Here is a 26,128-nt window from a genome sequence, read left to right on the forward strand (position 1 = left end):
GACCCACTCCAGCCGCTGCCAGCCAGCTCAATCTTCGCGGTGCCGTCGACCTATCGTCGCTGCGCCGCCCGGCCGCCCCGCCGGCGTCTTCCCCCTCCGCTTCGGCGGGCGGCGGATCGCCCGCGGCCGGCGCGCCCCAAGGGGGCGAAAACGGCAAAGCACCACTCCGAGTGGATGCCACCGAAACAAATTTCCAGGATCTGGTGCAATTGTCTGCGCAGATCCCCGTGCTTTTCCTTCTTTGGTCGCGCTACGCACCGGAGTCACCCGCGGTTCTCGAAGCAGCCGAACGCGTTGTGGAAACCTATGGTGGCCGGCTGGTGCTGGCCGCTGCCGATGTTGATACTTTCCCCCAGCTGGCGCAGGCCTTCCAGGTTCAGGCCGTTCCCGCAGCAGTTGCTGTGGTCAAAGGACAGCCTGTACCGCTTTTCCAGGGACCTGCCGATGATGAACAGATCCGAAACCTGGTGGAGGAACTTCTTAAGGTTGCTGCAGCCAACGGTGTCACCGGCAGCATAGGTGAGGCCGGTGAGTCAGGTGAGGACCCGGAGCCCGCACCGCTCCCGCCGCTGCACCAGGCAGCCATTGATGCGATCGAGGCCGGCGACTATGCGGGGGCCATAGCGGCCTACAAGCAGGCGCTTCTCGAACAACCCGCAGACACCGACGCCAAAGCGGGTCTGGTGCAGGTGGAGCTGATGGCAAGGCTGGAAAAGCTCTCCGCGCCTGAGGCTGAAAGCCTCCGCCACCTCGCCGCAACAGAACCCGACAACATTCAGGCTCAGTTGACGGTTGCTGACCTCGACATTTCCGGCGGCCACATCGATGACGCCTTCAATCGCATCATCAGCTTTATCGGCAGGAATTTCGGTCCGGAGCGCGAGACGGCCCGGGTACGCCTCCTGGAGCTATTCGAGGTGGTAGGGACACAGGACGAGCGCGTGGCTAAGGCCCGCCAAGGACTCGCGAGGGTCCTCTTCTAGTGCCGTCCGCGCTGTTCACGCCGCTGCAGCTGCGTGCACTCACCGTTGCACACCGCGGCTGGGTATCGCCCATGTGTCAGTACAGTTGCCACCCGGAGACCGGAGAAGGTGTCCCGCACGACTGGCACTTGATGCACCTGGGTTCTTTTGCAGCCGGTGGTGCCGCATTAATCCTTACCGAGGCAGCTGCAGTGAACGCGGCGGGCAGGATCAGCCCGCTGGACGCCGGTTTGTATTCCGATAACCAGGCCGCGGGGTGGGAACGGATTGTGGACTTTGTCCACCGGCATGGCGCCGTCGATGCCAAGATCGGTGTCCAGCTGGCCCATGCCGGGCGCAAGGCGTCCACCTACTGGCCGTTTTCCGAACGCTCCGGCTCTGTTCCGGAAAGCGACGGCGGTTGGCTCACGGTAGGGCCCGGCAGCGCTCCTTTTGACGGCTATGCTTCGCCCAGAGTGATGAGCGAAGAGGATATCCAAGCCGTGGTGACCGACTACGCCGCTGCTGCCAAGCGCGCGGTGGCCGTGGGTTTTGACACCGTGGAGATCCATGGTGCCCACGGGTACCTCCTTCACCAGTTCCAAAGCCCGCTCATCAACACCCGGACAGACGCTTGGGGCGGCAGCGAGGAACGGCGCAACCGGCTGATCCTCGCGGTGGTGGACGCGGTCAGGGAAGTCATCCCGGATTCGATGCCGCTGCTGCTCCGTATCTCGGCGTCGGACTGGGCCGAGGGCGGGGTTGATGTGGAGGCCTCAGTGCGTTTGGCTCGCGCCGCTGCTGAACGTGGCGTTGACTTGGTGGACGTCTCCAGTGGCGGCGCGGTTGCGCATCAACAGATCAGGGCCGTGCCAGGTTACCAGGCAGGGTTCGCCCAGCAGTTAAAGAACGACGCCGGGGTCCTCACCGGTGCGGTTGGTTTGTTGACGAGTCCTACGCAGGCGGAGGACATTGTGGCCAACGGGAGGGCTGATGCGGTGTTCATGGCCCGTGCCGCGTTGCGTGATCCGCACTGGTGGCTGAGGGCCGCCTACGAATTAGGCCATGACATTGCGTGGGTCCCGCAGTACCAGCGGGCCGTTCCCCGCCACGGCTTCTAGGACCTCCTCCAGGTTTCCGCCTGCAAGGTTAGGCTGGGTTCATGACGGAACCACGCCATGAACCCATGCCCACATTCGAGCCGCCACGAGCTGCCGCGCCGCCACAAGCTGCCGAGCCGCCACAAGCTGCCGAGCCACCGCAGGTGGCCGCTCACCCGATGCCCTCGGAGGACTCGCCCGGGAGCGAGCCACTGGCTGCGCTGTCCATTCGGGGCCTGGCCAAACGATTCGGCGAGAAAATCGCCGTCGACGGCGTGAGCCTGGAAGTCCCTGCCGGATCCTTCTACGGGATGGTCGGGCCTAACGGTGCAGGAAAGACCACCACGTTGTCCATGGCCACCGGACTGCTGCGGCCGGACTTTGGCACAGCCTTGATCCACGGGGTTGACGTCTGGTCGCGGCCGCTGGAGGCCAAGAAGCTCATGGGCGTCCTGCCTGATGGCGTGCGCCTGTTTGATCGGCTGACCGGCGAACAGCTGGTGACGTACTCGGGTCTGCTCCGCGGTATGGACCGTGAAGTGGTGGGCTCCCGGGTGCCTGAATTGCTGGCTGCCCTGGATCTCCAAGCGGACGCCGGCAAATTGGTTGTGGACTACTCGGCAGGTATGACCAAGAAAATTGCCTTGGCCTCAGCGCTGATCCATGCTCCGCGTCTGCTTGTCCTTGACGAGCCCTTTGAGTCGGTGGATCCTGTGTCGGCCGCCAATATCAGGGGCATCCTTGAGGGGTATGTTGCTTCCGGCGGTACGGTCATCGTTTCGAGCCACGTCATGGATCTTGTGCAGCGCATGTGCAGCCACGTAGCAGTTGTGGCTGGTGGGCGTGTTTTGGCCGCGGGCTCCGTGGACGAGGTCCGCGATGGTTCCACGTTGGAGGAACGCTTCGTCCAGTTGGTGGGCGGCGGGCACCGGACGGAGGGCTTGGAATGGTTGCGCACCTTCTAAACCTCAAGTGGCGCCTGCTCCTGAACGGGTTCAAACGCAGCCCGTGGCAGCTGGTAGGCATGGCGTTGGGGCTCGTTTATGCATTGGGATTGCTGGTCCTCCTGGTTGGAGGCCTCATAGCGCTGCGGTGGGCTGATCCGGAGATCGCCCACACTGTAGTGGTATTGGGTGGAGCGGCCGCTGTCCTGGGTTGGGCCATCATTCCGCTTGTTGCTTCGGCCGCGGACATGACCTTGGACCCTGCCCGGTTCACCACCTTTGCCATACCGCCTAGACAACTCTTGACCGGCCTTGCCCTCGCGGGCTTCATCGGTATTCCCGGTCTGGCCACTTTGCTGGCTGCGCTCGGGACGGTAGGGACCTGGTGGCGTAGTTTTCCAGCGGTGGCAGGTGCCTTGTTGGGTGCGGTTCTGGGTGCCATAACGTGCATCGTCCTGTCCAAAGTAGTCACGACGGCGACTGCCGGCCTTGCGGCGTCGCGGCGTTTCAAAGATGCCAGCAGCATTATTGTGTTCATTCCGCTGGTGTTGCTAGGCCCCATCATGATGGGAATTATTGACGGCGTTCGCGGAAGTGCTGATTACCTCCCCGTGTTGGCCAGGGCTGTTTCCTGGACGCCGCTGGGTGCAGCGTGGTCTCTGGGCGGAGACCTCGAATCAGGCAATGTGGCCGCCGCGGGGCTCAAGTTGCTCATTGCGGCAGCAACCATCGTCGCCCTGCTCCTGTGCTGGCATGTTCTGCTGCAGCGGGCGTTGGTGACGCCTCCGTACTCCGGAGGGTCAGCAAAGAAGGGTGGAAAACTTGGACTGTTCGGTCTTCTTCCCGGAACACCGGCAGGTGCAGTTGCTGCCCGGGCTCTGGTCTATTGGATGAAGGATCCGCGGTACGCGGCATCCCTGGTTATTGTTCCCCTGTTTCCTGTCATCTTTTTCTTCAGCGGCTCACAGAGCGGCAGTTACGGCATGCTCATGATCCTGGGGCCGCTGACGGCCTTTGTGATGGCCTGGTCGATTTGCGCTGATGTCTCGTACGACAACACAGCTTTTGCGCTTCACCTCGCAGCAGGTGTCCGTGGCATCGATGACCGCCTGGGCCGGGCGTTGGCTTGCCTGGCACTCTCCCTTCCGGTGGTGCTGGTGTTCACCGTAGGGCCGCTTTTTGTCACCGGTGACTGGCAATGGCTGCCCAATCTCTTGGGCTTGTCGTTGGGCACGCTCTTGACCGGGCTGGGGCTTTCATCCGTGATTTCAGCGCGTTACAACATCGCCGTGCCCTTGCCGGGGGACAGCCCGTTCAAGAAACCCCCGGGAAATGTCGCCCAGACCCTCGCAGTTCAGGCAGTTGGTATGGGTCTTTTGGCTCTTCTACTGGTTCCGGAGCTTGCGCTGGTGGCTGTTCAGGCGTTCAGTGGAGGTTCGGAAGCTGGATGGATCAACTTGGCAGTAGGTCCGGTACTGGGCGTTATCCTGTTCGTGGTGGGCGTCCGCCTTGGTGGAAAGTGGTTGGACGCCAGGGGGCCGGAGATGTTCGCCCAGCTCAGCGCAAACCGATAACCACGTAACAACCGTGCCCGTAGGTGGGACATGGGATAACGTCTTTGTCAGATAGCTCGACGACCACAACTAGAAAGGCCGTGACGATGGAAGTTGTCATTCTCCCTGGCACTAAACAGATCGGTGCACTTGCAGCCGATGCCATCGAAGCGCTGGTCCGCCGTAAGCCCAATGCTGTACTGGGCTTGGCAACGGGTTCGTCCCCTCTGCCCATTTACGACGAGTTGGCCAGCCGCTATGAGGCCGGGGGATTGGACTTCAGCCAGGCGCATGGTTTTGCGCTGGACGAATACGTGGGGCTTGAAGCGGGACATCCCGAGTCCTACCGCGAGGTAATCCGGCGCGAGTTCACCAACCGCGTGAATATCAAGCCGGAAAACGTCCATGGACCCGACGGCGCAGCCGGGGACCTTGAGGCAGCATGCCAGGCCTATGAGGATGCCATCAAAGCCGTGGGTGGAGTGGATCTCCAGATCCTGGGTGTGGGGACAGACGGGCACATTGGCTTCAACGAGCCCGGGTCCTCCCTGGCATCCCGAACGCGCATCAAGACGCTGATCGAGCAGACCCGGAAGGACAACGCCCGCTTCTTCGACAGCATCGACGACGTTCCCCACCACGTAGTCACCCAGGGACTGGGAACCATCATGGACGCCCGGCATGTGGTGTTGGTCGCAACAGGGGCGCAGAAAGCCCAGGCTGTGCGTGATTTCGTGGAGGGACCAGTAGCTGCAATTTGTGCAGCATCAATCCTTCAGATGCACCCGCACGCCACGATTTTGGTGGATGAGGCAGCCGCGTCATCGCTGAAACTGGCTGATTATTATCGGCACACTTACGACAACAAGCCGGAGTGGCAGGGACTGTAGACGGTAAGATGTTTGGCATGACTACGCTTCCTCCGGATCCATTCGAAAACGACCCCATGCGAGAGCTTTCCGGAGCCGGAACGTCCACTGCCACCATTGAGCGCGAGGAAACGCGCCAGGAAGTGGAACCCGGCGACCGCGAGCGGTTTTCGCACTACGTCCGCAAGGAAAAGATCATGGAGTCGGCCCTGAGCGGTGAGCCAGTCATTGCCCTCTGCGGCAAAGTCTGGACACCGGGGCGCGATCCCAAAAAGTTCCCGGTCTGCCCGGAGTGCAAGGAGATTTACGACGGCCTCCGCCCCGGCAACGACGGTGGAAACAACGGCGGCCCGGGCAACTCCAAGTAGTGGGTGGGAAGAGAACACCGGCCCTATCTGATCATCTCCTGCCCGTCAGCTTTGGCGTGCCCGGAAATCCGGAAATGATCATCGCTGCCATCAGCCCGGGGGAGCCAGCATGACAGAAACACTATTTGGTGGACCGTCCCTGCCTCCGGCGTACCCGGAACGTGCTGCGTGGGGTACAGCGCCCAAGCTCCGTGCGTGGCAGCAGGAGGCACTTGACCTCTACATGAACCGCAATCCCAAGGACTTCCTCGCCGTGGCAACCCCCGGCGCCGGTAAGACCACCTTTGCCCTTCGCATCGCCACCACGCTGCTGGATAGTGGAGTGGTCAACAGGATCACCATCGTGGCACCTACGGACCACTTGAAACGTCAGTGGGCGGATGCCGCAGCCAAAGTGGGAATCGCCATTGATCCAAACTTCAAGAATTCCGATGGCCAGCATGGTCGTGGCTTCGTGGGCGTTGCCGTCACGTACGCACAGGTAGCCAGCAAGCCCATGCTGCATCGGGCGAAAACTGAAGCGGCACGCACTTTGGTGATCCTGGACGAAATCCACCACGGCGGCGAAGCTTTATCGTGGGGCGATGGCCTGCGCGAGGCCTTTGATCCGGCCGCCAGGCGCCTGTCACTGACAGGTACTCCGTTCCGCTCGGATACCTCGCCGATTCCCTTTGTTGACTACGCTGAGGACCGGGACGGCATCCGGCGTTCCAAAGCCGATTACACGTACGGCTATGGCAATGCGCTGCGGGACCACGTAGTGCGCCCCGTACTTTTCATGGCGTATTCGGGCCAGATGCGGTGGCGTACCAGTGCAGGTGACGAGATGGCTGCCTCGCTGGGTGAAGCTGCTGTCACCAAGGACATCACCTCCCAGGCCTGGCGCACGGCGTTGAACCCCACCGGCGAGTGGATTCCTGCCGTCCTGGCTGCGGCGGATAAGCGCCTCAGCGAGGTCCGGAGGACGGTGCCGGACGCCGGTGGCCTGGTCATTGCCACAGACCACGAGGACGCCCGGGCCTACGCGGGCCAGCTCAGGAAGATCACGGGCCAGTCGCCCACGGTGATCCTTTCGGACGACTCCAAGGCTTCGAGCAAGATCGAGGAATTCTCCGCGGGTGAACAGCGCTGGATGGTTGCTGTCCGCATGGTGTCCGAAGGCGTTGACGTGCCGCGGCTGTCGGTGGGCGTCTATGCCACCTCCACCTCCACACCTTTGTTCTTCGCTCAGGCCGTGGGGCGTTTTGTGCGGGCCCGCAAGAGGGGCGAGACGGCGTCGGTCTTTCTGCCCTCCGTGCCGCCGCTGATGATTCTCGCCAACACCATGGAGGCAGAGCGGGACCACGCGTTGGACCGCCCGGAGAAGGACGAGGACGGCCTCTTCAATCCCGAAGAGAACCTCATGGCAGAGGCCAATCGGGAAGACAAAGCGTCGGACGAGCTCACCAAAGGCAAGTTCGAGGCTCTGGATTCCCAAGCGTCATTTGACCGCGTCCTTTTTGACGGTGGTGAGTTTGGCACGGGAGCGGACATCGGTTCCGATGATGAATTGGACTTCCTTGGCATTCCCGGGCTCCTGGACGCAGAGCAAGTGGGCACACTGCTGCGCCAACGCCAGCACGATCAGCAGTCCCGCAAGAAACGCCAGTCACCGCTGGCGGCTGCGGCCGCGCCGGCTGTGCCTGACCACCGGATGCTCATGGACCTGCGCAACGAGCTGGCCAAAAACGTGGCTGCCTGGGCTGCCCGTACCGGCACGCCCCATGGTGTGGTTCACACCAAACTGCGTGAAGTGTGTGGTGGCCCGGCTGTCGCCCAAGCGAACGAGGAGCAGCTGCAGGCCCGCCTGCGCAAGCTTCAGGACTGGTTCATCGGCAGGAAGTAGCTGGAACCACTAGCAGCTGAAACAGGGAAGGGCGCCGCGGTTGCGGCGCCCTTCCCTGTTTCCAGGAATTCACGAATCAGTCGCGTTCGACTTCCACTCCGGCGGCTTCCATTTCGTCATAGGCATCGCTGAGGTCATCGGCGATTCCTGCCGTGAGCCCGGCAATCACCGTGGTGGTGTATCCGGCCTGGACCGCATCCAGCGCCGTAGCCTTCACGCAGTAGTCCGTGGCAAGTCCTACCACCACCACTTCCTCGACGTCGTGGCTTTGGAGCCAATCGTCGAGTCCGATCGCGTCTTCGTCGAGGACCTCCACGGTGGCTGCTCCGGCTTTGAGGTCGCCGGTGGGGACGTCGTCTTCGGGAGCCAGGACGCCCTCGAAGCCGGAGTAGGCCGCGGTGAATTGACCTTTCCGGAAGTAGGCATGGATGTACTCGGGATCCAGGTCTTCGTGTAGCTCGGCACCTTTACTCCTGGCCCTGCAATGCGGAGGCCAGGAATCCACCATGTCCGGGTTATCTGAGAAGTGGTCGCCGGGCTCGACGTGCCAATCCTGAGTGGCCACGATGTGATCGAAATGCTGTTGGTTGGCGTCCATGTATTCGGTGATGGCACTTGCAACGGCGGCGCCACCTTCAACAGCTAGCGTTCCGCCCTCGCAGAAGTCATTTTGAACATCGACGATAATCAGGGCCCTGGACATCAGTTCTCCTCGTAGATGGTGGGAATGGCAGCTTCGCCTCGCTGGAGTCGGTTCACGACGGCGGGCAGCTCGGCCATGGTGGCAGCGTGCCGTTCCCGGGCGCGGATGACACCTTCGGGTCCGGTCCACCCGGGCAACACCTCACCGTTCTTGACGAACTGGTGAAGCAGTTCGCGGTCGTTGCCGTCATCTTCGGGGCGGTGGCCGATCCCCACGACTTCCTGGGTGGCCCGCCCGCGCTCGTTGAGCTTCCGCAGGGCGTATTTGCGACCTCCGACGCTTGCCTTGTTCTTGGCGGCCTTGGCTACCGAGATGAACTCGCCGGCATCGTTGGTGCGGCTGACGAGTTTGTAGACCATGCTGGCCGTCGGAGCACCGGATCCGGTGACCAACGACGTTCCAACACCGTAGGAGTCCACCGGGGCGGACTGCAGGGCGGCGATGGCGAATTCGTCGAGGTCGGAGGTGACCACAATGCGGGTGTTGACGTTGCCGAGGTCATCAAGAAGTTGCCGGACCCACTGTGCTTGCGCAATGAGGTCGCCGGAGTCCAGGCGGACGGCGCCGAGTTTATCGCCGGCCAGCTCGACGGCGGTACGCACCGCGGTCTCGACGTCGTAAGTGTCTACCAAGAGGGATGTACCGGGGCCGAACGCTGCGATCTGTGCCTCGAATGCTTCACGCTCGGTGTCATGAAGGAGCGTAAAGGAGTGCGCTGCCGTGCCGACGGTCCTGATACCGTACCGCCGTCCGGCTTCGAGGTTGGACGTGCTGGCGAAGCCGGCAATCACGGCGGCGCGGGCTGCCGCCGTCGCCGATTCCTCCTGGGTGCGCCGGGAACCCATCTCGATGCAAGGGCGTGTGCCGGCTGCCGAGGTCATCCTCGAGGCCGCCGAAGCAATGGCGCTGTCGTGATTGAGGACCGACAGGATGAAGGTTTCCAGGATGCAGGCTTCGGCGAACGTGGATTCGACAATGAGGATGGGGGAGTTGGGGAAGTAGGCGTCACCTTCGGCGTAGCCCCAGATGTCGCCGCTGAACTTGTAGTCGGCCAGGTAGTCCAGGGTCTCCTGGTTGACCACTTTGTTTTGCTCAAGGAATGCGAGCTCGGCGTCGCCGAACCGGAAGTCCGCTATGCCCTCCAAAAGGCGTCCCGTGCCGCCTACCACGCCATACCGGCGGCCATCCGGCAGTCGCCGGGCGAATGCTTCGAACACCGAGCGGCGGTGCGCGGCGCCCGAGTGCAGGGCTGCCTGAAGCATGGTCAGTTCGTAGTGGTCTGTGTACAAGGAAGTTGCGGGGTGGTCCCACGACGAGGCTCTACTCACGAATTCACTCTAGTGCGAGCCGCCCTAGAATGGACAGATGAGCCCTAGCGTTGCGTACGGCACGGACATCGATGAGCGGACGAAAGCTGCAGAGCAGTCCTCCACCGATGTCCTGACAGCCCCTGATATCCCGTGGAACCTTGTGATCTGGAATGATCCCGTGAATCTGATGAGCTACGTGAGCTTTGTGTTCCAGAGTTACTTCGGCTACTCCGAATCCAAAGCCCACAAGCTCATGATGGAGGTCCATAAGAAGGGCCGGTCCATTGTTGCCCATGGCAGCAAGGAACAAGTGGAGCAGCATGCCGTAGCCATGCACGGCTTTGGCTTGTGGGCCACGGTTGAAAAGGCCGCGAGCGGCAACGAGACACCCGGGAAGGGCGGCCGCCAGCGTGGCTAAGGCATTCAAGTACGGACTCAAGGGCATCAGCGGATACCTGGAGCCCGCGGAGCGTGACCTCCTGCGGGGATTGCTGGACGACGTCATTTCCATGCTGGAGTCGGACGCCCGGGAGAACGAGGATCCGCTGGCTGCGCTGATCGGCCTGGATATGGACGTCCAGCAGCCCAGCGACCGCGCCCTGCTGCGTCTCTTGCCGAACGTCATGAAGGACGACGACGACGGCTCGCTGGAATTCCGCCAACTCACCGAACGCTCTGTCCGGGAAAACAAAATCGGTGCCCTGAGGGCTGCGGCTTTGGGCCTGGACAAGAACGAGCTCGTTTTGACCCCCGAGGACGCGACCCGCTGGTCCATGGCGCTGAACGATGTCCGGCTCGTGCTGGCCGAACGCCTGGATATTCGCGATGAAGCCGATGCCGAGCACATCCACAGCATGCAGGACTGGAGCCAGGCAGAGGACGTGGAGAGCTACCTGGCCCTCGTCTACAACTTCACCACCTGGCTTCAGGAGTCTTTGGTGCAGGCGATGATGGCCGCACGACAGGCGAAATCCTGATCCGGGTGGCGGGATGCTCCTCACACCGTGTGACACATCAGACACGAGGCGGAGAGCACAGGTAATGGCCGCACACCACGGGAAGCCTTATTCTCGAATAATTATGACTTCAGATTCGGGCTCACCCTTCGGCGCGTTGGGCAGTAATGCCCCCATTGGCAATGGGGAACTCCTAGGGACACGTCCGATCGGCATCTTTGATTCAGGCGTGGGTGGGCTGACTGTTGCACGGTCCATCATTGACCAGCTCCCCAACGAATCAATCCTTTACGTGGGCGATACCGCTAACGGCCCCTACGGTCCGCTGCCTATTGCCGAAGTTCGCGCGAACGCGCTGGGCGTCATGGACGAGCTCGTGGATTCGGGCGTTAAGTTGCTGACCATTGCGTGCAACTCGGCCTCCGCCGCGGTGCTCCGCGATGCCAGGGAACGCTATACCGCCCGTTATGGCATCCCGGTGATCGAAGTGATCCAGCCGGCAGTCCGGCGCGCTGTCTCGGCCACCCGTTCCGGCAAGATTGGTGTTATTGGAACCTCGGCCACCGTGGGTTCGAGAGCCTATGAGGACACTTTTGCTGCCGCCCCGGACCTTAGCATCACGTCCGTGGCCTGCCCGGCATTCGTGGAGTTCGTGGAAGCCGGAATCACCACGGGCCCCGAGCTCCTGGCTGCTGCCAATGAGTACCTCGAGCCCCTCAGAGTCGCCGGAGTGGACACTGTTGTCCTTGGCTGCACCCACTACCCGCTGCTGACTGGTGTCATTTCATTCGTCATGGGGGAGGACGTCACGCTGGTTTCCAGTGCCGAGGAGACGGCCAAAGACGTCTACCGCGCGTTGGCCAACCACGGCATTCAGCGGACAGAGACGCGGGCACCGAGCCACGAATTCATAGCTACCGGTGATGCTACCCAATTCGAGACTCTGGCCCGCCGCTTCCTGGGGCCGGAAGTCCTCTCCGTAAAGCATGTGGACCACGTCGCGGCCCAGTACCCCACAGGCAGCCTGGCTCGAATAACTCCCGAGATGCTCGAAGCAGCACGGTCCGGATCCGGGCTCTCCCGCCGCTCGTACTTCGTCCAGCCCGATGAGACGCTCAGTCGCGGCACCGGAACAACCATGGGACGTGACCTGTGAAGCTGACCATCGTGGGCTGCACGGGCTCGTTCCCCGGCCCTGGCTCGCCGGCGTCGTGCTATCTGGTGACAGCGCACGACGGTGAGCGCGAGTGGAAGATCGTGATGGACCTGGGCAGCGGAGCTTTGGGTGCCATCCAGCGCTATACGGATCTGGAAGACATCGACGCGATCTTCCTCACGCACTTGCATCCTGATCACTGCATGGACCTCTGCGGCCTTCACGTCGCGGTTCGTTGGAAGCCGGGCGGCTGGGGCAGGGATCGCCTGCCGGTGTGGGGACCTGCAGCCACCGCGGACAGGATGGCCACCGCCTATGGGCTGGATCTCGATCCCGGCATGCACGAGGAATTCGACTTTACCAACTGGACCGAGCTCAAGCCGGTGACGGTGGGTCCCTTCACTGTGACCCCTTTCGCCGTCAACCACCCCGTTGAAGAGGCCTATGCCTTGCGCGTCACCGCTACGGAACCGGGCAAGGACGGCCTTCCCGTCACCAAGGTCCTGACCTATTCGGGGGATACGGATTCCTGCCAGGGACTCGAGGACGCCGCGAGGGGCTCGGACTTGTTCCTGTGCGAGGCGGCATTCGAGGAAGGCAGGGATGACGGCATCAAGGACGTCCACCTCACGGGCAAGCGTGCAGGTGAGGCTGCCATGAATGCCGGTGCCAAGCGACTCCTCCTCACGCACATCCCTGTATGGACCTCGCAGACCAAGGTGTTGTCCGAAGCTAAACCGGTCTTCACCGGTGACGTGGCAGTGGCGGTTGCCGGAGTCCACTACACGATCTAGCCTCACACCATGTTCAGCCCTACCCGGCGTCGGGGTGGTGGCGTCAGCTTGGCTAAGCTTGAACCATGACTTCTGAAGCTACAGCCACTCCCGTCATCCGCGCCGATGGCCGGACCCCCGATCAACTGCGACCCATCAGCATCACCCGCGGCTGGTCGAAGCAGGCCGAGGGCTCGGCACTGATCGAATTCGGCAACACCCGGGTTCTGTGCACCGCTTCCCTGACTGAAGGTGTGCCCCGTTGGCTCAAGGGCGAAGGCCGCGGATGGGTCACGGCCGAGTACGCCATGCTGCCGCGCGCCACAAACACCCGTTCGGACCGTGAATCCGTCAAGGGCAAGATCGGTGGGCGCACGCATGAGATCTCGCGCCTCATTGGCCGCTCGTTGCGCTCCATCATCGACACCAAGGCACTGGGCGAAAACACGATCGTTCTGGACTGTGATGTCCTGCAGGCCGACGGTGGCACACGCACCGCCGCGATCACCGGCGCATACGTGGCGCTGGCGGAAGCTATCCGCTTTGCCCGGGAGAACAAGCTCATTGCCCGCAACGCGGAGCCCCTGGTGGACACCATTGCGGCAGTGTCCGTGGGCATCATTGACGGCGTTCCCATGCTGGATCTGCCGTATGTGGAAGACGTTCGCGCGGAGACGGACATGAATGTTGTGGTGACCGGTTCGGGGAAGTTCGTGGAAGTTCAGGGCACGGCGGAAGGCGCTCCGTTCGATCGCGACGAGCTCAACGCCCTGTTGGACCTCGCACTGCTGGGCACCACCCAGTTGTCCGCCATCCAGCGCGAGACGCTGGCCGAAGCCCCGTGAGCAGCGCACAGGCCTCTGGTGCTCCACGCCTCGTCCTGGCAACACACAACAAGGGCAAGCTGAAGGAACTCCGGGAACTGTTGCGGGGCCAGGTGCCGGGTCTCGACGTCGACACCCAAGTGGTGGACGCCGCTGCGGCAGGCGCCCCGGATGTTGCCGAAACCGGTGTCACCTTTGCTGAGAATTCCCTCCTCAAGGCCAGAGCGGTGGCGGAGGCGACCGGCCTGGTGGCCATCGCCGACGATTCGGGATTGGCCGTTGATGTCCTGGGCGGGGCTCCGGGTATTTTCTCGGCGCGATGGTCCGGCACGCATGGTGATGACATCGGCAACCTGAACTTGTTGCTGGCACAGCTCTCCGATGTTCCGGACGCTTTCCGCTCAGCTGCGTTTGTATGCGCAGCTGCATTGGCGGTGCCGGGTCCGGACGGAATTGCCCAGGAGACGGTGGAGTACGGCCAGTTGGAAGGGACGTTGTTGCGTGAACCCCGTGGCGAAGGTGGCTTCGGCTATGACCCCATACTGCAGCCGGCCGGGATGGACCGCAGCTGTGCGGAATTGAGCTCGGAGGAGAAGAACGCCATCAGCCACCGTGGACAGGCGTTCCGTGCACTGCTTCCCGCGATCGTCGCGGCGTTGTCCGGGCCCAACGCCACGTAGCTTCTTCCCCTACGCGAAAAGGCACCCCGCTGTTGCGGGGTGCCTTTTGTGTTTCAGGGTTCAGGGAGCTTAGTGCTCGCTGTGCTTGCCGCCCTCGTGTTCGTCGATGAATTCCTCCACAGGGTCCGTGCCTTCGGCAGCGGCCCGGCGCTTGGCCATGAATCCACGCCCGATCTCAATGAAGATCGGGATGACTGAGATCAGGACGATGACGATGAAGATGATGTCGATGTTGTTTCCAACCCACTCAAACTGGCCAAGCCATGCGCCGAGCAGGGTAACGCCGCCGCCCCACAGGACGGCACCGATGACGTTGAAGAGGAAGAACTTACGCTTGTCCATCTGAGCCACGCCCACGATCACCGGCACGAACGTGCGGATGATGGGCACGAAGCGCGCCAGAATCAAGGCCTTGCCGCCGTGCTTTTCGAAGAATGCGTGGGCGCTCTCCACGTTTTCCTTCTTGAAAAGCCTGGAATCCGGCTTATTAAAGATGGCAGGGCCGGCCTTGGACCCAATGAGATAGCCGGTCTGGTTGCCAATGATCGCGGCCACGATGATCATGCCGCACATGGCCCAAAGATTGAACTCGATGGCACCCGTGGAGACCAGGAGTCCCGCCGTGAACAGCATCGAGTCGCCGGGAAGGAAGAACCCCACCAGGAGGCCCGTTTCTGCGAACACAATGGCGCAGACCAGAAGGACCACCCACGGTCCCAAGGGTGAATCACGGAGGAAGACGTCGGGGTTCAACCAGTCCGGCAGGAACGAAGCCATAGGCGGCTGTACCGGGCCCGCGCCCCCGAAAGTGGATACGGCAAGGTCGCTTATCGCAGAGAAGATCACCCATCAAGCCTACTTGACGGCCGTCGTCGTATTTTTCCCGGGGACCTATTGACACTAGGTTTGTCAGTTGTATGGTTAGTTGCATGAGTAATGAACCAATGAGGCGGTGGAGCTCGTGATCGATGACAGCAAGCCGATCTTCATGCAGATCGCCGAACTCATCGAGAACGGCATCGTGGACGGCACCATGGCAGAGGAATCCCAGGTGCCCTCCACCAATGAGTTCGCGGCCTTCCACCGCATCAACCCGGCAACCGCCGCCAAAGGCGTGAACGTGCTGGTGGATTCGGGAATTCTCTACAAACGCAGGGGGATAGGGATGTTCGTCGCCACAGGAGCCCGCGCCCAGCTGATAGCGCGCCGCACCGAAGAGTTTGTTGAGCAGTACGTCAAGCCGCTGGCAGTGGAGGCCCGGAAGCTGGGCATTTCGGCAGAGCAGCTGAACACCATGATCGAACGCAATTCCGGGCTGGCCCCGGACACCGGGACAGACAAGGAAAGGAGCGCGGCCCTGTGAACGAGACCATCATCGAGGCCCGTCATCTGGTCAAGCATTACAAGGAACTCAACGCGCTGGACAACGTCAATCTGAGCCTGACGGCCAACCGCATCTACGGATTGCTTGGGCGCAACGGCGCAGGTAAGACCACCTTGATGTCCATTCTGACCGCGCAGGCCTTTGCCACGTCCGGTGAAGCGCTCGTCTTCGGCGCCAGCGCCTACGAGAACGACGCCGTGTTGTCCCGGATCTGCTTCATCCGGGAATCGCAGAAGTATCCTGAGGACTTCCATCCGCAGCACGCCTTCCGCTCCGCCGCACTTTTCTACAAGAACTGGGACCAGGACTTCGCTGACCGCCTGGCAGAAGATTTCCAGCTTCCCCTCAAGCGAAGGATCAAGAAACTCTCCCGCGGCCAGTTGTCCGCGGTGGGAGTCATCATCGGCCTCGCCTCGCGCGCCGAGCTGACGTTCTTCGATGAGCCCTACCTCGGCCTTGACGCCGTGGCCCGCCAACTGTTCTACGACCGCCTCGTGGAAGATTATGCAGAACACCCGCGGACCATCATCCTGTCCTCCCACCTGATCGACGAGGTAGCGAACCTCCTGGAACATGTTGTGGTCATTGACAGGGGACGGATCATCATGGACGCCGACGCAGAAGAAATCCGGGGTTCGGCTGTGACTGTCTCGGGCTCCGCCGAAAAGGTGGACACGTTCCTGGCCGGCCGGAAGATCCTGCATCGCGAAACCCTCGGTTCCCTGGCATCAGTGACTGTGGATGAGGCGCTGGGCAGCCGCGATCGTGCCGAAGCGCAGGAGTTGGGCCTGGAGCTCTCGCCCGTCTCCCTGCAGCAGCTGGTAGTCCGCAAGACCATGGCGGGACCGGGAGCCACCGGAGCCGCGTCAAAAACAAACGATTTCGCCGATGACACGTTGGAGGCAAGGCGATGAGCAGGACCGTAGCAGTTGCCCGGATGCAGCTGATCAACAAGTGGACGTACATCGGATGGCCCTTGACCATCCTGGCGGCATCGTTCCTGATGTCGATCGCCATCTTCGCGCTGATCCCAGTCACCGAAGGAAAAAACGGTGGCGGAAGCCAGGCACCCCTGTGGTACTTCCTGGTCCTCGGCATCCAAAGCATGACCTTGGTCTTCCCGTTTTCGCAGGGTCTGAGCATCAGCCGGAGGGCCTTCTACCTGGGGACCCTGGGCCTGTTCTCCCTCATTGCCCTGGGGATGACGGCGCTGTACCTGATCGGTGGCGCCATTGAGAAGGCAACCACCGGCTGGGGAGTATATGGGTACTTCTTCAACATTCCATGGGTAACCGAGGGCCCCTGGTACTCCACCGCAGCATTCTTCTTCGTGGTCATGATGTTCATGTTCATCGTCGGATTCTGGTTCGCCACCATTTTCAAGCGCTGGGGAACCACAGGCACCCTCATCTCAACCCTGGGCACGGGGTTGGTCCTGATTGGCCTGGCAGCTTTGGCAACATTGGCCGAATGGTGGGGGTACGTAGGGAACTGGTTTGCCCAACAGTCGCCCCTGAGCATCAGCGGATGGACGGCGCTCCTTTGCGTAGTCCTCGCAGCAGGTTCCTATGCAACCCTGCGCAGGGCCACTCCATAGAGGCCCAAATGTCACGTTGACCACAATGCAGGCCGGAAGGGCCGCCCCGCCGTGCAAATCGGCAAGGGCGGCCTTTTTCGGCTGTAATCTTGTCCAGTGGCATTGGACTTTACGGCGATCGACTTTGAAACAGCCAACGGCTTCCGGGGGTCGCCGTGTTCGGTGGGCCTCAGCAAAGTCCGTGGCGGCGTCGTGGTGGAGGAAGCCTCCTGGCTCATGCGCCCGCCGGAGAACCATGATCATTTCGAGTTCCACAACACCCGAATCCACGGGATCCGCGCCGAAGACGTGGCGGGGCGCCCCCGCTTCGGTGAACTCTTCCCGGAAATCGGCGCCTTCATTGGCAACGACGTACTCGCCGCCCACAATGCAGCCTTCGACCTCGGCGTGATTCGCTCAGGACTGGAAGTCTCCGGCCTTGCCGGACCCGCTTACGACTATGTGTGCACGGTCATGCTCTCCCGCCGCTGCTATTCACTGGTTTCAAATTCCCTGCCGTACGCCGCCGAGGAAGCCGGGGTTCCCTTGGTCAACCACCACGACGCCGCGGAAGATGCCCGCGCTTGCGCCGGCATTCTGGTGGACATCGCCAGGCGGAACAACGCCAACAGCATCGCCGAACTCTACCTTTCCCTCGGCCTGAACCTGCCACAGCAACCCGCCTTCGATCCCGCGCATGGCCTCTCCAAGGCGACCATGTCCGCGCTCGCGGCACGGACCGGAAGCGCCGCCGAACGCACGGTCGAACGCGCACTGGGCGTTGCAGGAAGCTTCCAGGCCTGGCCGGAGGAGGGCCCCAACCCGTTGCCCAACCCGTCCGCGGAACCCGGACATCCGCTTTTCGGGCAGACCGTGGTGTTCACGGGCGACCTCGCCATCACCAGGCCGGAGGCGAAGTCACGGGCCGCGGACATGGGAGCACGTCCCGAAAGCCGGGTAACCGCGCGGACTACTGTGCTGATAGTTGGTGACGGTTTCGTGGCAGGTGACTTGCGCGCAGGCCGCCTCACAGGCAAGGCCAAGCGCGTCTTGGAGCTGCACGCCAAGGGCCAGCAAATCGAGGTTGTCTCCGAAGGTGAATTCCTGCAGATGGTGGGCGGCGCATAGCCTCCACCACACGGTCAGCAGTTCATACTGCGCAACAAAGCTATCCGCTGGGAGAGCCGCACTCCTAGCCTTGGGGCATGGCCAAACCAGTCCTTCCCCAAGCACCCGCTCGCCAGCCTGCCGCTGCGGCTACTTCTGCTGGCGCTGCTCAACGCGGCGGGGTGGACTGGCGGGCAGTTTTTGCTTTCCCCAACCCGGTTAACGAGTACGCCGCCCGGATCACGGCCGGCTTGGTGGTGGCGGTGGCCGTCGCCACCCTCTTGACCGGCTGGGCTTGGGGGCTGGTGGCTCTGGCTGTGGGCTTCTGGCTCCGTGTGCTGTTCGGTCCGCGGATCTCCCCGCTCGCAGTTCTGTCAGTGAAGGTGTTGGCACCCCGGCTTGGACACGCCAAGCTCGTTGCCGGTCCACCAAAGCGTTTCGCGCAAGGCATCGGTGCCGCCTTGACGAGTGCCGCCGTCGTGCTGTTTTTCACCGGTTTCCAGCCCGCCGCCTGGATCCTGCTGACGCTGCTGATCGTGGCGGCTTCGCTGGAAGCATTCGTGGGCTTCTGCCTCGGATGCGCGATCTTTGGCTTCCTGCAGCGCCGCGGCTTTATCCCTGAGGACGTGTGCGAAGCCTGCAACAACGTCACGCTCCGCAAGGCGTAGCCACTACCTACCCGGTGGTGACGGCAAGCAATCTGTCCGCCATGCCGCGAATGACTTCCGGGGCCTCCAGGGCCTCCAGCCAATCGGCCGGCAAGCATGCCAGACCATAGTAGGCGCCCAGGATGTTCCCGGTAATGGACCCTGTGGAGTCACTGTCGCCACTGTGATTGATGGCCACGGCGATTGCGTTGCGGAAGTGCTCTGCCGGCGTGCCGCCTTTGGTTGCCAGCACCGCGTAAAGCCCGACGGCGAGCGCTTCCTCGGCGATCCAACCCTCACCAAGTGCTGTGGTCAGTTCTTCCGGGTCCAGAGGGGCGGGCCGCAGGGACAACTGCAAGGCTCCTTCAAGACGCTCCACCAGTTCGGGTGCTTTGGTAGGAACGGCGTTGACGTAGTTGAGCGCCTCGGTTGCTGCGGTGCGGACGTCCATACCGGCCACGACGTTGTGGATCAGCAGGCTGAAGGCGGCTGCGCTGAGCCGTGCTGAAGGGTGTCCGTGCGTCAACGACGCGGCGTCCGAACTGAGCTTGTACACGGCTTCGCGTGAAATGTGGGGGATTAGTCCAAACGGGGCTGAACGCATCACGGTGCCACACCCTTTGGAGTCGGCATTGACCGGACGGGCCACCGTTCCCATAGTGCCCGTTGCCAAACCGCTGAGGCAGGCGTTACCGGGTGCGCGGCGGTGGCGCAGGACCTCCTGGGCATCGATCCACCGCGGTTGCGGCACGGGAGCGGCGGAGTCAACAGCAACGTCCTGGGTGGCGAGCCAACGCAGGTAGGCAAGCCATAGGCAGGCGATCTCGTCCGCAGCTACGCCATCGTTGGCCCATTCGAGTGCTTCCACCAGGCCGTCAACGGTGTATAGCGTCATTTGCGTGTCGTCCGAGAAGTGGCTGGCGCCGTCGAGCTGACCGAAAGTCTTCAGGCCCTCGGAACCATACCGTGCGCGGATCGCGGCGATGGAGTCGAACTCCACTGCGTAGCCAAGCGAATCACCCAGTGCCCCTCCCAAAAGTGACCCATGGACACGGGACTCGAAGGATGGATCAGCGGGCGATTTAGGTTCAACACTCATGCCAGTAACTTACCGTGTCGTGAGACCCCGCTGGTATGGTGGGGAAGCTGCCCGGCACTGACAAAACTTGGAGAGACATGGCGCGTGAACCTCAGTGGCGACGGACAGGCAGGACACCCGACTACAGGTTTTCTCTCGCCAACGAACGTACTTTCCTCGCATGGATCCGCACATCCTTGGCACTGCTTGCCGGGGCGGTTGCCGTAGACCAGTTGGCCCCGAACATCGCGCCCACCCCGGTGCGGCTGGTTCTTTGTGTTTTGCTTGCCTTGGTTGGTGCGGGGTTGGCGGCACTTTCGTATCGTCGTTGGGGTCAGATGGAAGCGGCGATGCGCAATGATCAGGCGCTCCCTTTCTCCCGGGTCATGCTGTTCATGACCATCGTGGTTGCCGTGGCGGCCTTCGCTTTCGCGGTGCTGATTTTGGTGGCGCGGTAACTATGGAAGTCCGTGACCCCGGATTGCAGCCTGAGCGCACTATCTTGGCATGGCGCCGGACGCTGATCTCCCTGGTGGTGGTGGACTTGTTCATTTGGCGAAGCTGGCTGACGTCTGAGCCCTCAACCGGCCATCTCGTCGCGGGCCTTCCCGGGCTTGATTACCAAGGCATCTGCGCTCTCGTGGCGGCTGCAGCCACCATCGTGGTGGCGGCAGTGGTGTGGGTTCGCTCACGGCAGCTCCACGCCGGCAACGGGGCTGCTTCGGCCCGGCTGGTCCGGGTCAGCATGTTGGCTGTGGTGGGGCTCGGTGCTACCGCGATCGCAGCGATCGCCTTGGGCGGATAAGCTCGGAGGCGGGATTCAGCTGGCGCCCAGACTCGGCTGACAAAATGCTCAGTGGCCTTGAGCTTGCATGACCCCTGCAGCGTCGGTGCCAAACATCAGCGTCCGCCGCGACCGAAGCCGGCCATACCGGCATCCACACCAACCGAAGGACTCCTTGGACATGACCTCTCCTGTACAGGCCCCACCTGAACCCCAACCGGGACTTGTTGCCCGGTTGTCGGCTGAAGCTTTGGGATCGATGTTCGTTGTGGTTGTCGCGGCGGGAGTCGGGATTTTCTCCAATCCTGGTGGTGCCCCCGTGCCTGTTGCTCTTGCAACCGGCCTTGCGGTGACAGTGGCCATGTTGGCCTTCGGCTATGTCTCGGGAGGCCACTTCAACCCTGTGATCACTGTGGGCAATCTGATCGCCGGTCGAGTCCGGGCTGTTGCGGCCTTGGGCTATGTAGCAGCGCAAATTATCGGCGGCGTGGTTGGTGCTGCCTTGATCTACTTTGTCGTGAGCACGGTGCCCGTCCTTACGGACGCGAGGGCCGCTTTTGACGTCGTTGCACCAGGTTATGGCGACCACGCTGCCGCCCAAACACAGCTCGCCGGGGTTCTGTTGGTCGAGGTCCTAGGTGCAGCTCTCATCGTGGCTGTGTTTCTTGGCGCGACCGCCGGCCGCCGCGCTGTTCCGGCTATGGCCCCCTTCGCCGTCGGCTTGGCTATGGCTGTCCTGCTCCAGCTCGGACAGGTACTGGGAAACCTTCCCTTCAACCCTGCGCGGGCAACAGCGCAGGCATTCTTCAGCTCGTCCTGGGCGCTTGAGGGTCTGTGGCTCTTCTGGGTGGCCCCGCTGATGGGCGCCGCGCTTGCAGGCCTTGCCTTCCGCGGCTTCCAAGGCTTCTCCACTACTGCCGTGGCGGCGCCTGGTGACGTTCAAGGCGGCAGCGATGGCGTCAACGACTCTTTTGATGCCAACGATGAGCCGGACGAGGACACCGGGGCCAAGGACGCTGCTGCGGAAGCAGACGGTTCCCCTTCCCGCGCCGTGCCGGCCACGCCGGTCAATGATGACGCCCGGGACTTCTTCGACGGTAAAAAGGGCAAATAACCCTACGGGCTCGACGGCGGACGGCTCGCCTGCGCTTTATTGTCGGTGCCCCCGGTTAGCTTAAAAATATGCGGCTTCTTCACACTTCCGATTGGCACCTTGGCCGGTCTTTCCACGGCGTTGGCATGCTCGATGCCCAGCGGAGCTTTGTGGACCAGTTGGTATCACTGGTGGAAGCCAAGTCCGTTGACGTCGTGCTGATTGCCGGGGACGTCTATGATCGTGCTTTGCCCGGATTGGATGTGGTCAAGCTGCTCGATGACGCACTGGTGCGCATCACGCAGGCAGGAGCCGCAGTGGTCCTGACCAGCGGCAACCACGACTCCGCGATCAGGCTGGGCTTCGCTTCCCGCTTGTTGGAACGCGGAGGCGTCCACCTCAGGACCAAGGTGGAGGAACTCGACGTACCGGTGCTTTTCCCGTTGGCAGACACAGGGGCTGGCAAGGACGGCGCGGGGAACGGCCAGGTGGCGGTCTACGGCATCCCCTATCTGGAACCCCGGCTTGTGGCTGAACGGTTGGGAGCTGAGAACGCCAACCATTTTGATGTGACCCTGGCCGGAGTGGAACGGATCCGGCGTGATGTTCAGGCGCGTCGTGCATCAGGGCCGGTGTATCCGGTGGTCCTCGCGCATACCTTTGCCAGTGGGGGCATTACCTCGGAAAGCGAACGGGATCTGAGCATTGGCGGCTTGGGCGCGGTTCCCCTGGATCTCTTTGAAGACTTCGCCTACACAGCTTTAGGTCACCTCCATGGGCGGCAGGAGCTGGCACCCAATGTCCGGTACTCCGGTTCTCCCTTGGCCTATTCGTTCTCGGAAGCCAAACACCACAAGGGTGCCTGGCTGGTAGACCTCGACGCCAGCGGCGCGATCGCCGTTGAGGAGGTCCTGTGGGAGGCTCCCAAAGCGTTGGCCACCTTGCGCGGAACGCTGGAGGAGCTATTGGGCGGTGAAGAGCACGCGTGGGCAGAGACAGCCTATTGCCAGATCACGCTGACGGACGCGCAACGTCCTGGGCAGGCCATGGAGAAGGTGCGCACACGTTTCCCGGACACCTTGGTCCTCTCCTTCGATCCCCAAGGTGGTCAGTCACGGCCCTCCACCAGTTACAGCAACCGCCTCGCCGCCGCAGAAGACGACCTCGGTGTCTGCTGCGGTTTTCTGGAACATGTCCGGGAACGTGGTGCAAACGGTGCAGAAGAAGCTGCCCTGACGGAAGCACTTGAAGCCGTCCGGCTGCAGGAGGCTGAGCTATGAGGATTCATCGTTTGGACATCGAAGCTTTCGGTCCGTTTGCAACACCCCAACACATTGACTTTGACCAGCTCAGTGCGCAGGGCCTTTTCCTCCTTAACGGCGCCACAGGCGCCGGCAAGACCAGCATTCTGGATGCCATCTGCTTCGCCCTGTACGGGTCCGTTCCCGGCGCCCGCCAGGAAGGCAAACGGCTCCGAAGCGATCATGCTGCACCGGGTGCTGAGCCGCGGGTGGTGTGTGAGTTCTCTGCGCGTGGCCGCCGTTTTGAAGTGACGCGCTCCCCGGCGTGGGACCGTCCAAGCGCCCGCGGCCGCAATGGATTCACTACCCAGCAGGCCAAGACCCTCCTCAGGGAACGCATAGCCGGGAGCTGGGAGGAGAAGTCGTCCAGGAATGACGAGGTAGGGGCTGAGCTTTCGGACGTCCTGGGAATGGACCGGGAGCAGTTTACCCGTGTGGTGATGTTGCCACAGGGCGACTTTGCCGCTTTCCTGAGGTCCAAGGCCAACGACCGACTGGACCTGCTCCAAAAATTGTTCGGCACGCAGCGATTCGAAGCGGTGGAACGCCAGCTCCTGCAGCAAGCCGCCGATGCCGCCCGGGCTGTGCAGGACAATGCCTCCGAACTCCAGCAGCTACTTGACCGGGTCGCCTCTGAGCATGACCATCTGGATCTTCCTGCAGCTGCTACTCCGGCTGCCGACAAGGAGCCAAACCAGGAGCCGGGGCAAGAGCCAACGCCGGAACCAGGCAAGGAACCGGAAGCTTGGCTGGCCGTCATGGAGGCTGAAATTCACTCTGAATGGCAGCGTCGGCAGGACGAGGCAGCGGAGGCAGAATCAGCGGCCACCCGCCTGCTGGAACAATTCCACGAGGCTCAGGAGAGGTCGCTCAGACATGGTCGGCTGGGCGCTGCGATGCAACGGCGGGTGTTGCTTGAACTGGCAGCGCCCCGAGCGCTGGAGAACAAGGAGATGCTGGGCAGACACCGGCGTGCCGCCGTTCTCAGCGGCCAGCTCGAAGCTGTCGATTCGACGGCGCGCAAACTCGAAGCCGCCGCAGCGCGGGCTGCCGGTGTGCGCGGGAAGCTTGGTGCAGCTGGCCTGGACGCCGCTACTACGGATGTAGCTTTGGAAGCCGTTAAAGCCGTCTGCGCAGTGGTTGAGGCACGGCTGCCCGATGAACAACGTCTGGAAGTCATCACGGCACGTTTGGCAACCATGCGTGGTGATATCGCCGAACAGCAGGCCGCTGCCGGCGCTTCGGCCGGTCTACTGGAACAGTTGCGCTCCGACGTGTCCACCGTGGAAGCAGAGATCCAGCCTCTGGAACCTTTGGCTAGCCAGCTCACGGAACTGGAGCGGGAGGCTGCTGGTGCCGCCGAGCTGGTAGGGATTGTGGCCCGCCACGCAACGGCCACCAACGAGTTGGACGGGATCACCCTGAAGCATCTTCAGGCTCGGACCGAATCGCAGGACCTCCGGCAGCAATGGCTTGATGTCCGTGAACTGCGTTTGGCCAACGCTGCGGGGGAGCTCGCTGCGGCGTTGGAAAGCGGTAAGCCGTGCGCCGTGTGCGGAAGTGAGGAACATCCCAACCCAGCCGAAGCCGTGCAAACGGCGCTCTCCCTCGCCCAGGAAGAGGAAGAAGCCAAGGATCGTTTTGAGGCCAGCGAAAAAGCGTTGGCGCTCCTCGCTGAGCAGCTCTCCTCCGCAGCGCAGGTGCTCGCCGGACTGGTGGCCCAGGGAGGTGCAGTGGATGCTGCTGAAGCAGAATCCAAGCGGGCGTCTGCCCAGGAGGCTGCCTCGACGGCTCGCAAGGCGGCGGTGACATTGGAGAAGCTTCGCGCCCGGCACGAGGCCCTCAGCAAGCGGATCGCCCTGGTGCAACAAGAACACGACGCTTCCGCGAACGCTGCGGCCCAGGGGTCTTCGGCAGCACAGCTGCTTCAGGAGCAGTGTGCTGCCCTTGAAGTAGAACTTGCCGGTTTGAAGGACGGCTTCCCCAGCCTTCGCGAGCGGCTGGAAGCACTCGTCGATGAGCGCGGGCTTCTGCAGGCGGCCGTGGATGCAGAGCGGGAACTGGAACAGGCACAACAAGCCTGCGAAGCCGCAGCCGCTTCCCTTGACAAAGCCTTGGTGGAATCCGGATTTGCTTCGGCTGACGAAGCCCGCCGGGAGATCCTCCCGCCCGCAGATGTGGTGGGCCTGGAAAAGGATCTGGCCGATTTCGAGGCCGAATCGTCCCGCTTGGATGAGCTGTTTGCCGGTGAGGACCTGATCCTTGCGGCCAAGGAAGCCAGCATCGGCGAACTCCCCTTGGCCGAAGCCGAGCTTGCCGAGGCGAAGCTTCTTGCTTCAAAGGCCGCCGATGACGCACGGGCCAAGGAATTGGCAGCCGGCCTTGCCGGCAAGTCAGCGGACGCTGTTGCCCGCCTGGGGAAGGAGTACCGGACCCTGGCCCAATCGGGAAGGGAACCTCGGCGCCGGGCACATATGCTCGCAGAATTGGCCGACACCGTAAGGGGCTCGGGTGATAACAACTACCGCATGAGTCTGAACACTTATGTCCTGGCGGCAAGGCTGGAACAGGTAGCCATTGCAGCCTCCGAGCGGCTCGTGGCCATGAGTGATGGCAGATACACCTTGCAGCATACGGACGCCAAGGCCGCCAGAGGCGCAAAGTCGGGCCTTGGGCTGGAAGTCGTGGATGAATGGACCGGTCAGCGGCGGGACACTTCCACGTTGTCGGGCGGTGAATCCTTCATGGCGTCATTATCCCTGGCGCTGGGCCTCGCCGATGTAGTGCAGCAGGAGGCCGGCGGAGTCGATATTGAGACGCTGTTTGTGGACGAGGGCTTCGGCAGCCTGGATGAGCAATCCCTGGAGCAAGTGATGGACGCCCTTGAGGGACTGCGCGACGGCGGCAGGGTTGTTGGCCTTGTCAGTCACGTCGCGGAGATGAAGCAACGGATCACCAACCAGCTGCAGGTGATCAAGGGCAGGCATGGTTCCAGCGTGCGGATTGCCGACGCTGTACCGGTCTGAGACGTATCCGATAGACTTAACCCGTTACACCGGGTCGCGCGCATCGGGA

27 protein-coding genes are annotated in these 26,128 nt (G+C 62.5%); 23 read left to right on the top strand and 4 right to left on the bottom strand.

The annotated features are described in order from the left end of the window. The 7 genes from EU811_RS12140 to EU811_RS12170 form a co-directional block, all read left to right on the top strand. Positions 1 to 983: tetratricopeptide repeat protein (locus EU811_RS12140; protein WP_238703399.1), on the top strand; the 983-nt coding region annotated here is incomplete at its 5' end. Then, positions 983 to 2,083 (top strand): NADH:flavin oxidoreductase/NADH oxidase, encoded by a 1,101-nt coding sequence (locus EU811_RS12145; RefSeq protein ID WP_142938668.1) that lies wholly within the window; start codon positions 983 to 985, stop codon positions 2,081 to 2,083. The genes EU811_RS12140 and EU811_RS12145, both read left to right, overlap by 1 nt. Before the next feature lie 41 nt (positions 2,084 to 2,124). Further along, positions 2,125 to 3,027, top strand: coding sequence for an ABC transporter ATP-binding protein (locus EU811_RS12150; protein ID WP_142938669.1), 903 nt, complete (start codon positions 2,125 to 2,127; stop codon positions 3,025 to 3,027). Next, positions 3,009 to 4,580, top strand: a complete 1,572-nt coding sequence (locus tag EU811_RS12155) for a transporter (protein WP_142938670.1) — start codon at positions 3,009 to 3,011, stop codon at positions 4,578 to 4,580. Before EU811_RS12150 ends, EU811_RS12155 begins: the two co-directional genes overlap by 19 nt. 86 nt (positions 4,581 to 4,666) lie before the next feature. Beyond that, positions 4,667 to 5,449 (top strand): glucosamine-6-phosphate deaminase, encoded by a 783-nt coding sequence (nagB, locus tag EU811_RS12160; RefSeq protein WP_142938671.1) that lies wholly within the window; start codon positions 4,667 to 4,669, stop codon positions 5,447 to 5,449. Between the two features lie 8 nt (positions 5,450 to 5,457). Next, positions 5,458 to 5,796: a DUF3039 domain-containing protein gene (locus tag EU811_RS12165; RefSeq protein ID WP_142938704.1), complete on the top strand. Its 339-nt coding sequence runs from the start codon at positions 5,458 to 5,460 to the stop codon at positions 5,794 to 5,796. A 109-nt stretch (positions 5,797 to 5,905) separates the two neighbouring features. Continuing rightward, entirely contained in the window at positions 5,906 to 7,681 is a 1,776-nt protein-coding gene (locus tag EU811_RS12170) for a DEAD/DEAH box helicase (RefSeq protein WP_142938672.1), read from the top strand. Positions 7,682 to 7,757: 76 nt separating this feature from the next. On the opposite strand, the gene EU811_RS12175 is transcribed toward EU811_RS12170, so the two are convergent. Both EU811_RS12175 and EU811_RS12180 read right to left on the bottom strand, forming a co-directional pair. Beyond that, on the bottom strand, positions 7,758 to 8,384 hold the full coding sequence (locus EU811_RS12175; protein ID WP_142938673.1) for an isochorismatase family protein: 627 nt from the start codon (positions 8,382 to 8,384) through the stop codon (positions 7,758 to 7,760). Further along, on the bottom strand, positions 8,384 to 9,712 hold the full coding sequence (locus tag EU811_RS12180) for a nicotinate phosphoribosyltransferase (RefSeq protein ID WP_142938674.1): 1,329 nt from the start codon (positions 9,710 to 9,712) through the stop codon (positions 8,384 to 8,386). The genes EU811_RS12175 and EU811_RS12180 overlap by 1 nt, the downstream gene beginning before the upstream one ends. A 37-nt stretch (positions 9,713 to 9,749) precedes the next feature. On the opposite strand from EU811_RS12180, the gene clpS reads away from it, so the two are divergent. The 6 genes from clpS to rdgB all read left to right on the top strand — a co-directional run bounded on the left by clpS (position 9,750) and on the right by rdgB (position 14,083). Beyond that, complete coding sequence (clpS, locus tag EU811_RS12185; protein WP_024817261.1) at positions 9,750 to 10,112, top strand: ATP-dependent Clp protease adapter ClpS; 363 nt, start codon at positions 9,750 to 9,752, stop codon at positions 10,110 to 10,112. Further along, positions 10,105 to 10,671: a DUF2017 domain-containing protein gene (locus tag EU811_RS12190; protein WP_142938675.1), complete on the top strand. Its 567-nt coding sequence runs from the start codon at positions 10,105 to 10,107 to the stop codon at positions 10,669 to 10,671. Before clpS ends, EU811_RS12190 begins: the two co-directional genes overlap by 8 nt. A gap of 64 nt (positions 10,672 to 10,735) precedes the next feature. Further along, the gene (gene murI, locus EU811_RS12195; RefSeq protein WP_142938676.1) at positions 10,736 to 11,806 is read left to right on the top strand and encodes a glutamate racemase; all 1,071 of its coding nucleotides are present in this window, start codon (positions 10,736 to 10,738) and stop codon (positions 11,804 to 11,806) included. Continuing rightward, a complete protein-coding gene (locus EU811_RS12200) occupies positions 11,803 to 12,600 on the top strand; it encodes an MBL fold metallo-hydrolase (RefSeq protein WP_142938677.1) in 798 nt (265 codons plus the stop codon). Before murI ends, EU811_RS12200 begins: the two co-directional genes overlap by 4 nt. A 65-nt stretch (positions 12,601 to 12,665) precedes the next feature. Continuing rightward, positions 12,666 to 13,424: a ribonuclease PH gene (gene rph / locus EU811_RS12205; RefSeq protein ID WP_011775233.1), complete on the top strand. Its 759-nt coding sequence runs from the start codon at positions 12,666 to 12,668 to the stop codon at positions 13,422 to 13,424. Then, positions 13,421 to 14,083: an RdgB/HAM1 family non-canonical purine NTP pyrophosphatase gene (rdgB, locus tag EU811_RS12210; protein ID WP_142938678.1), complete on the top strand. Its 663-nt coding sequence runs from the start codon at positions 13,421 to 13,423 to the stop codon at positions 14,081 to 14,083. Before rph ends, rdgB begins: the two co-directional genes overlap by 4 nt. A gap of 69 nt (positions 14,084 to 14,152) precedes the next feature. Here the strand turns inward: rdgB and EU811_RS12215 are convergent, their stop codons facing one another. After that, positions 14,153 to 14,914, bottom strand: a complete 762-nt coding sequence (locus EU811_RS12215; protein WP_187697156.1) for a DedA family protein — start codon at positions 14,912 to 14,914, stop codon at positions 14,153 to 14,155. A 121-nt stretch (positions 14,915 to 15,035) separates the two neighbouring features. Between EU811_RS12215 and EU811_RS12220 the strand changes: the two genes are divergently transcribed. The 5 genes from EU811_RS12220 to EU811_RS12240 all read left to right on the top strand — a co-directional run bounded on the left by EU811_RS12220 (position 15,036) and on the right by EU811_RS12240 (position 18,818). After that, complete coding sequence (locus EU811_RS12220) at positions 15,036 to 15,446, top strand: GntR family transcriptional regulator (protein ID WP_142938680.1); 411 nt, start codon at positions 15,036 to 15,038, stop codon at positions 15,444 to 15,446. After that, the gene (locus tag EU811_RS12225; protein WP_142938681.1) at positions 15,443 to 16,381 is read left to right on the top strand and encodes an ABC transporter ATP-binding protein; all 939 of its coding nucleotides are present in this window, start codon (positions 15,443 to 15,445) and stop codon (positions 16,379 to 16,381) included. The genes EU811_RS12220 and EU811_RS12225 overlap by 4 nt, the downstream gene beginning before the upstream one ends. Next, on the top strand, positions 16,378 to 17,064 hold the full coding sequence (locus EU811_RS12230; protein ID WP_165450185.1) for a hypothetical protein: 687 nt from the start codon (positions 16,378 to 16,380) through the stop codon (positions 17,062 to 17,064). The genes EU811_RS12225 and EU811_RS12230 overlap by 4 nt, the downstream gene beginning before the upstream one ends. A 96-nt stretch (positions 17,065 to 17,160) precedes the next feature. Further along, entirely contained in the window at positions 17,161 to 18,171 is a 1,011-nt protein-coding gene (locus EU811_RS12235; protein ID WP_142938682.1) for an exonuclease domain-containing protein, read from the top strand. A 77-nt stretch (positions 18,172 to 18,248) separates the two neighbouring features. Next, positions 18,249 to 18,818 (top strand): DUF4395 domain-containing protein, encoded by a 570-nt coding sequence (locus EU811_RS12240; RefSeq protein WP_142938683.1) that lies wholly within the window; start codon positions 18,249 to 18,251, stop codon positions 18,816 to 18,818. A 7-nt stretch (positions 18,819 to 18,825) separates the two neighbouring features. Here the strand turns inward: EU811_RS12240 and EU811_RS12245 are convergent, their stop codons facing one another. After that, positions 18,826 to 19,896: an ADP-ribosylglycohydrolase family protein gene (locus EU811_RS12245; RefSeq protein ID WP_142938684.1), complete on the bottom strand. Its 1,071-nt coding sequence runs from the start codon at positions 19,894 to 19,896 to the stop codon at positions 18,826 to 18,828. Positions 19,897 to 19,973: 77 nt separating this feature from the next. On the opposite strand from EU811_RS12245, the gene EU811_RS12250 reads away from it, so the two are divergent. The 5 genes from EU811_RS12250 (at position 19,974) to EU811_RS12270 (ending at position 26,079) form a co-directional block, all read left to right on the top strand. Beyond that, positions 19,974 to 20,333 (top strand): YidH family protein, encoded by a 360-nt coding sequence (locus EU811_RS12250; protein ID WP_284705199.1) that lies wholly within the window; start codon positions 19,974 to 19,976, stop codon positions 20,331 to 20,333. 2 nt (positions 20,334 to 20,335) lie between these two features. Beyond that, positions 20,336 to 20,680, top strand: a complete 345-nt coding sequence (locus EU811_RS12255; protein ID WP_142938686.1) for a DUF202 domain-containing protein — start codon at positions 20,336 to 20,338, stop codon at positions 20,678 to 20,680. A 160-nt stretch (positions 20,681 to 20,840) separates the two neighbouring features. Beyond that, positions 20,841 to 21,773, top strand: coding sequence for an aquaporin (locus EU811_RS12260; RefSeq protein WP_142938687.1), 933 nt, complete (start codon positions 20,841 to 20,843; stop codon positions 21,771 to 21,773). Positions 21,774 to 21,841: 68 nt separating this feature from the next. Then, positions 21,842 to 23,032, top strand: coding sequence for an exonuclease SbcCD subunit D (locus EU811_RS12265; RefSeq protein ID WP_142938688.1), 1,191 nt, complete (start codon positions 21,842 to 21,844; stop codon positions 23,030 to 23,032). After that, positions 23,029 to 26,079 (top strand): AAA family ATPase, encoded by a 3,051-nt coding sequence (locus EU811_RS12270; protein WP_142938689.1) that lies wholly within the window; start codon positions 23,029 to 23,031, stop codon positions 26,077 to 26,079. The genes EU811_RS12265 and EU811_RS12270 overlap by 4 nt, the downstream gene beginning before the upstream one ends. Positions 26,080 to 26,128 lie beyond the last annotated feature (49 nt).

Origin of the sequence: Arthrobacter sp. TS-15 (genome assembly GCF_006964045.1) — a bacterium.
GTDB lineage: Bacteria > Actinomycetota > Actinomycetes > Actinomycetales > Micrococcaceae > Arthrobacter.

Excerpts from the sequence above, each read along its gene's own strand:
- EU811_RS12150 (WP_142938669.1), top strand. The coding sequence starts at position 2,125 with ATGACGGAACCACGCCATGAACCCATGCCCACATTCGAGCCGCCACGA.
- EU811_RS12155 (WP_142938670.1), top strand. The coding sequence starts at position 3,009 with ATGGTTGCGCACCTTCTAAACCTCAAGTGGCGCCTGCTCCTGAACGGG.
- nagB (WP_142938671.1), top strand. The coding sequence starts at position 4,667 with ATGGAAGTTGTCATTCTCCCTGGCACTAAACAGATCGGTGCACTTGCA.
- EU811_RS12165 (WP_142938704.1), top strand. The coding sequence starts at position 5,458 with ATGTTTGGCATGACTACGCTTCCTCCGGATCCATTCGAAAACGACCCC.
- EU811_RS12170 (WP_142938672.1), top strand. The coding sequence starts at position 5,906 with ATGACAGAAACACTATTTGGTGGACCGTCCCTGCCTCCGGCGTACCCG.
- EU811_RS12175 (WP_142938673.1), bottom strand. The coding sequence starts at position 8,384 with ATGTCCAGGGCCCTGATTATCGTCGATGTTCAAAATGACTTCTGCGAG.
- clpS (WP_024817261.1), top strand. The coding sequence starts at position 9,750 with ATGAGCCCTAGCGTTGCGTACGGCACGGACATCGATGAGCGGACGAAA.
- murI (WP_142938676.1), top strand. The coding sequence starts at position 10,736 with ATGGCCGCACACCACGGGAAGCCTTATTCTCGAATAATTATGACTTCA.
- rph (WP_011775233.1), top strand. The coding sequence starts at position 12,666 with ATGACTTCTGAAGCTACAGCCACTCCCGTCATCCGCGCCGATGGCCGG.
- EU811_RS12230 (WP_165450185.1), top strand. The coding sequence starts at position 16,378 with ATGAGCAGGACCGTAGCAGTTGCCCGGATGCAGCTGATCAACAAGTGG.
- EU811_RS12240 (WP_142938683.1), top strand. The coding sequence starts at position 18,249 with ATGGCCAAACCAGTCCTTCCCCAAGCACCCGCTCGCCAGCCTGCCGCT.
- EU811_RS12245 (WP_142938684.1), bottom strand. The coding sequence starts at position 19,896 with ATGAGTGTTGAACCTAAATCGCCCGCTGATCCATCCTTCGAGTCCCGT.
- EU811_RS12250 (WP_284705199.1), top strand. The coding sequence starts at position 19,974 with ATGGCGCGTGAACCTCAGTGGCGACGGACAGGCAGGACACCCGACTAC.
- EU811_RS12255 (WP_142938686.1), top strand. The coding sequence starts at position 20,336 with ATGGAAGTCCGTGACCCCGGATTGCAGCCTGAGCGCACTATCTTGGCA.
- EU811_RS12260 (WP_142938687.1), top strand. The coding sequence starts at position 20,841 with ATGACCTCTCCTGTACAGGCCCCACCTGAACCCCAACCGGGACTTGTT.
- EU811_RS12265 (WP_142938688.1), top strand. The coding sequence starts at position 21,842 with ATGCGGCTTCTTCACACTTCCGATTGGCACCTTGGCCGGTCTTTCCAC.
- EU811_RS12270 (WP_142938689.1), top strand. The coding sequence starts at position 23,029 with ATGAGGATTCATCGTTTGGACATCGAAGCTTTCGGTCCGTTTGCAACA.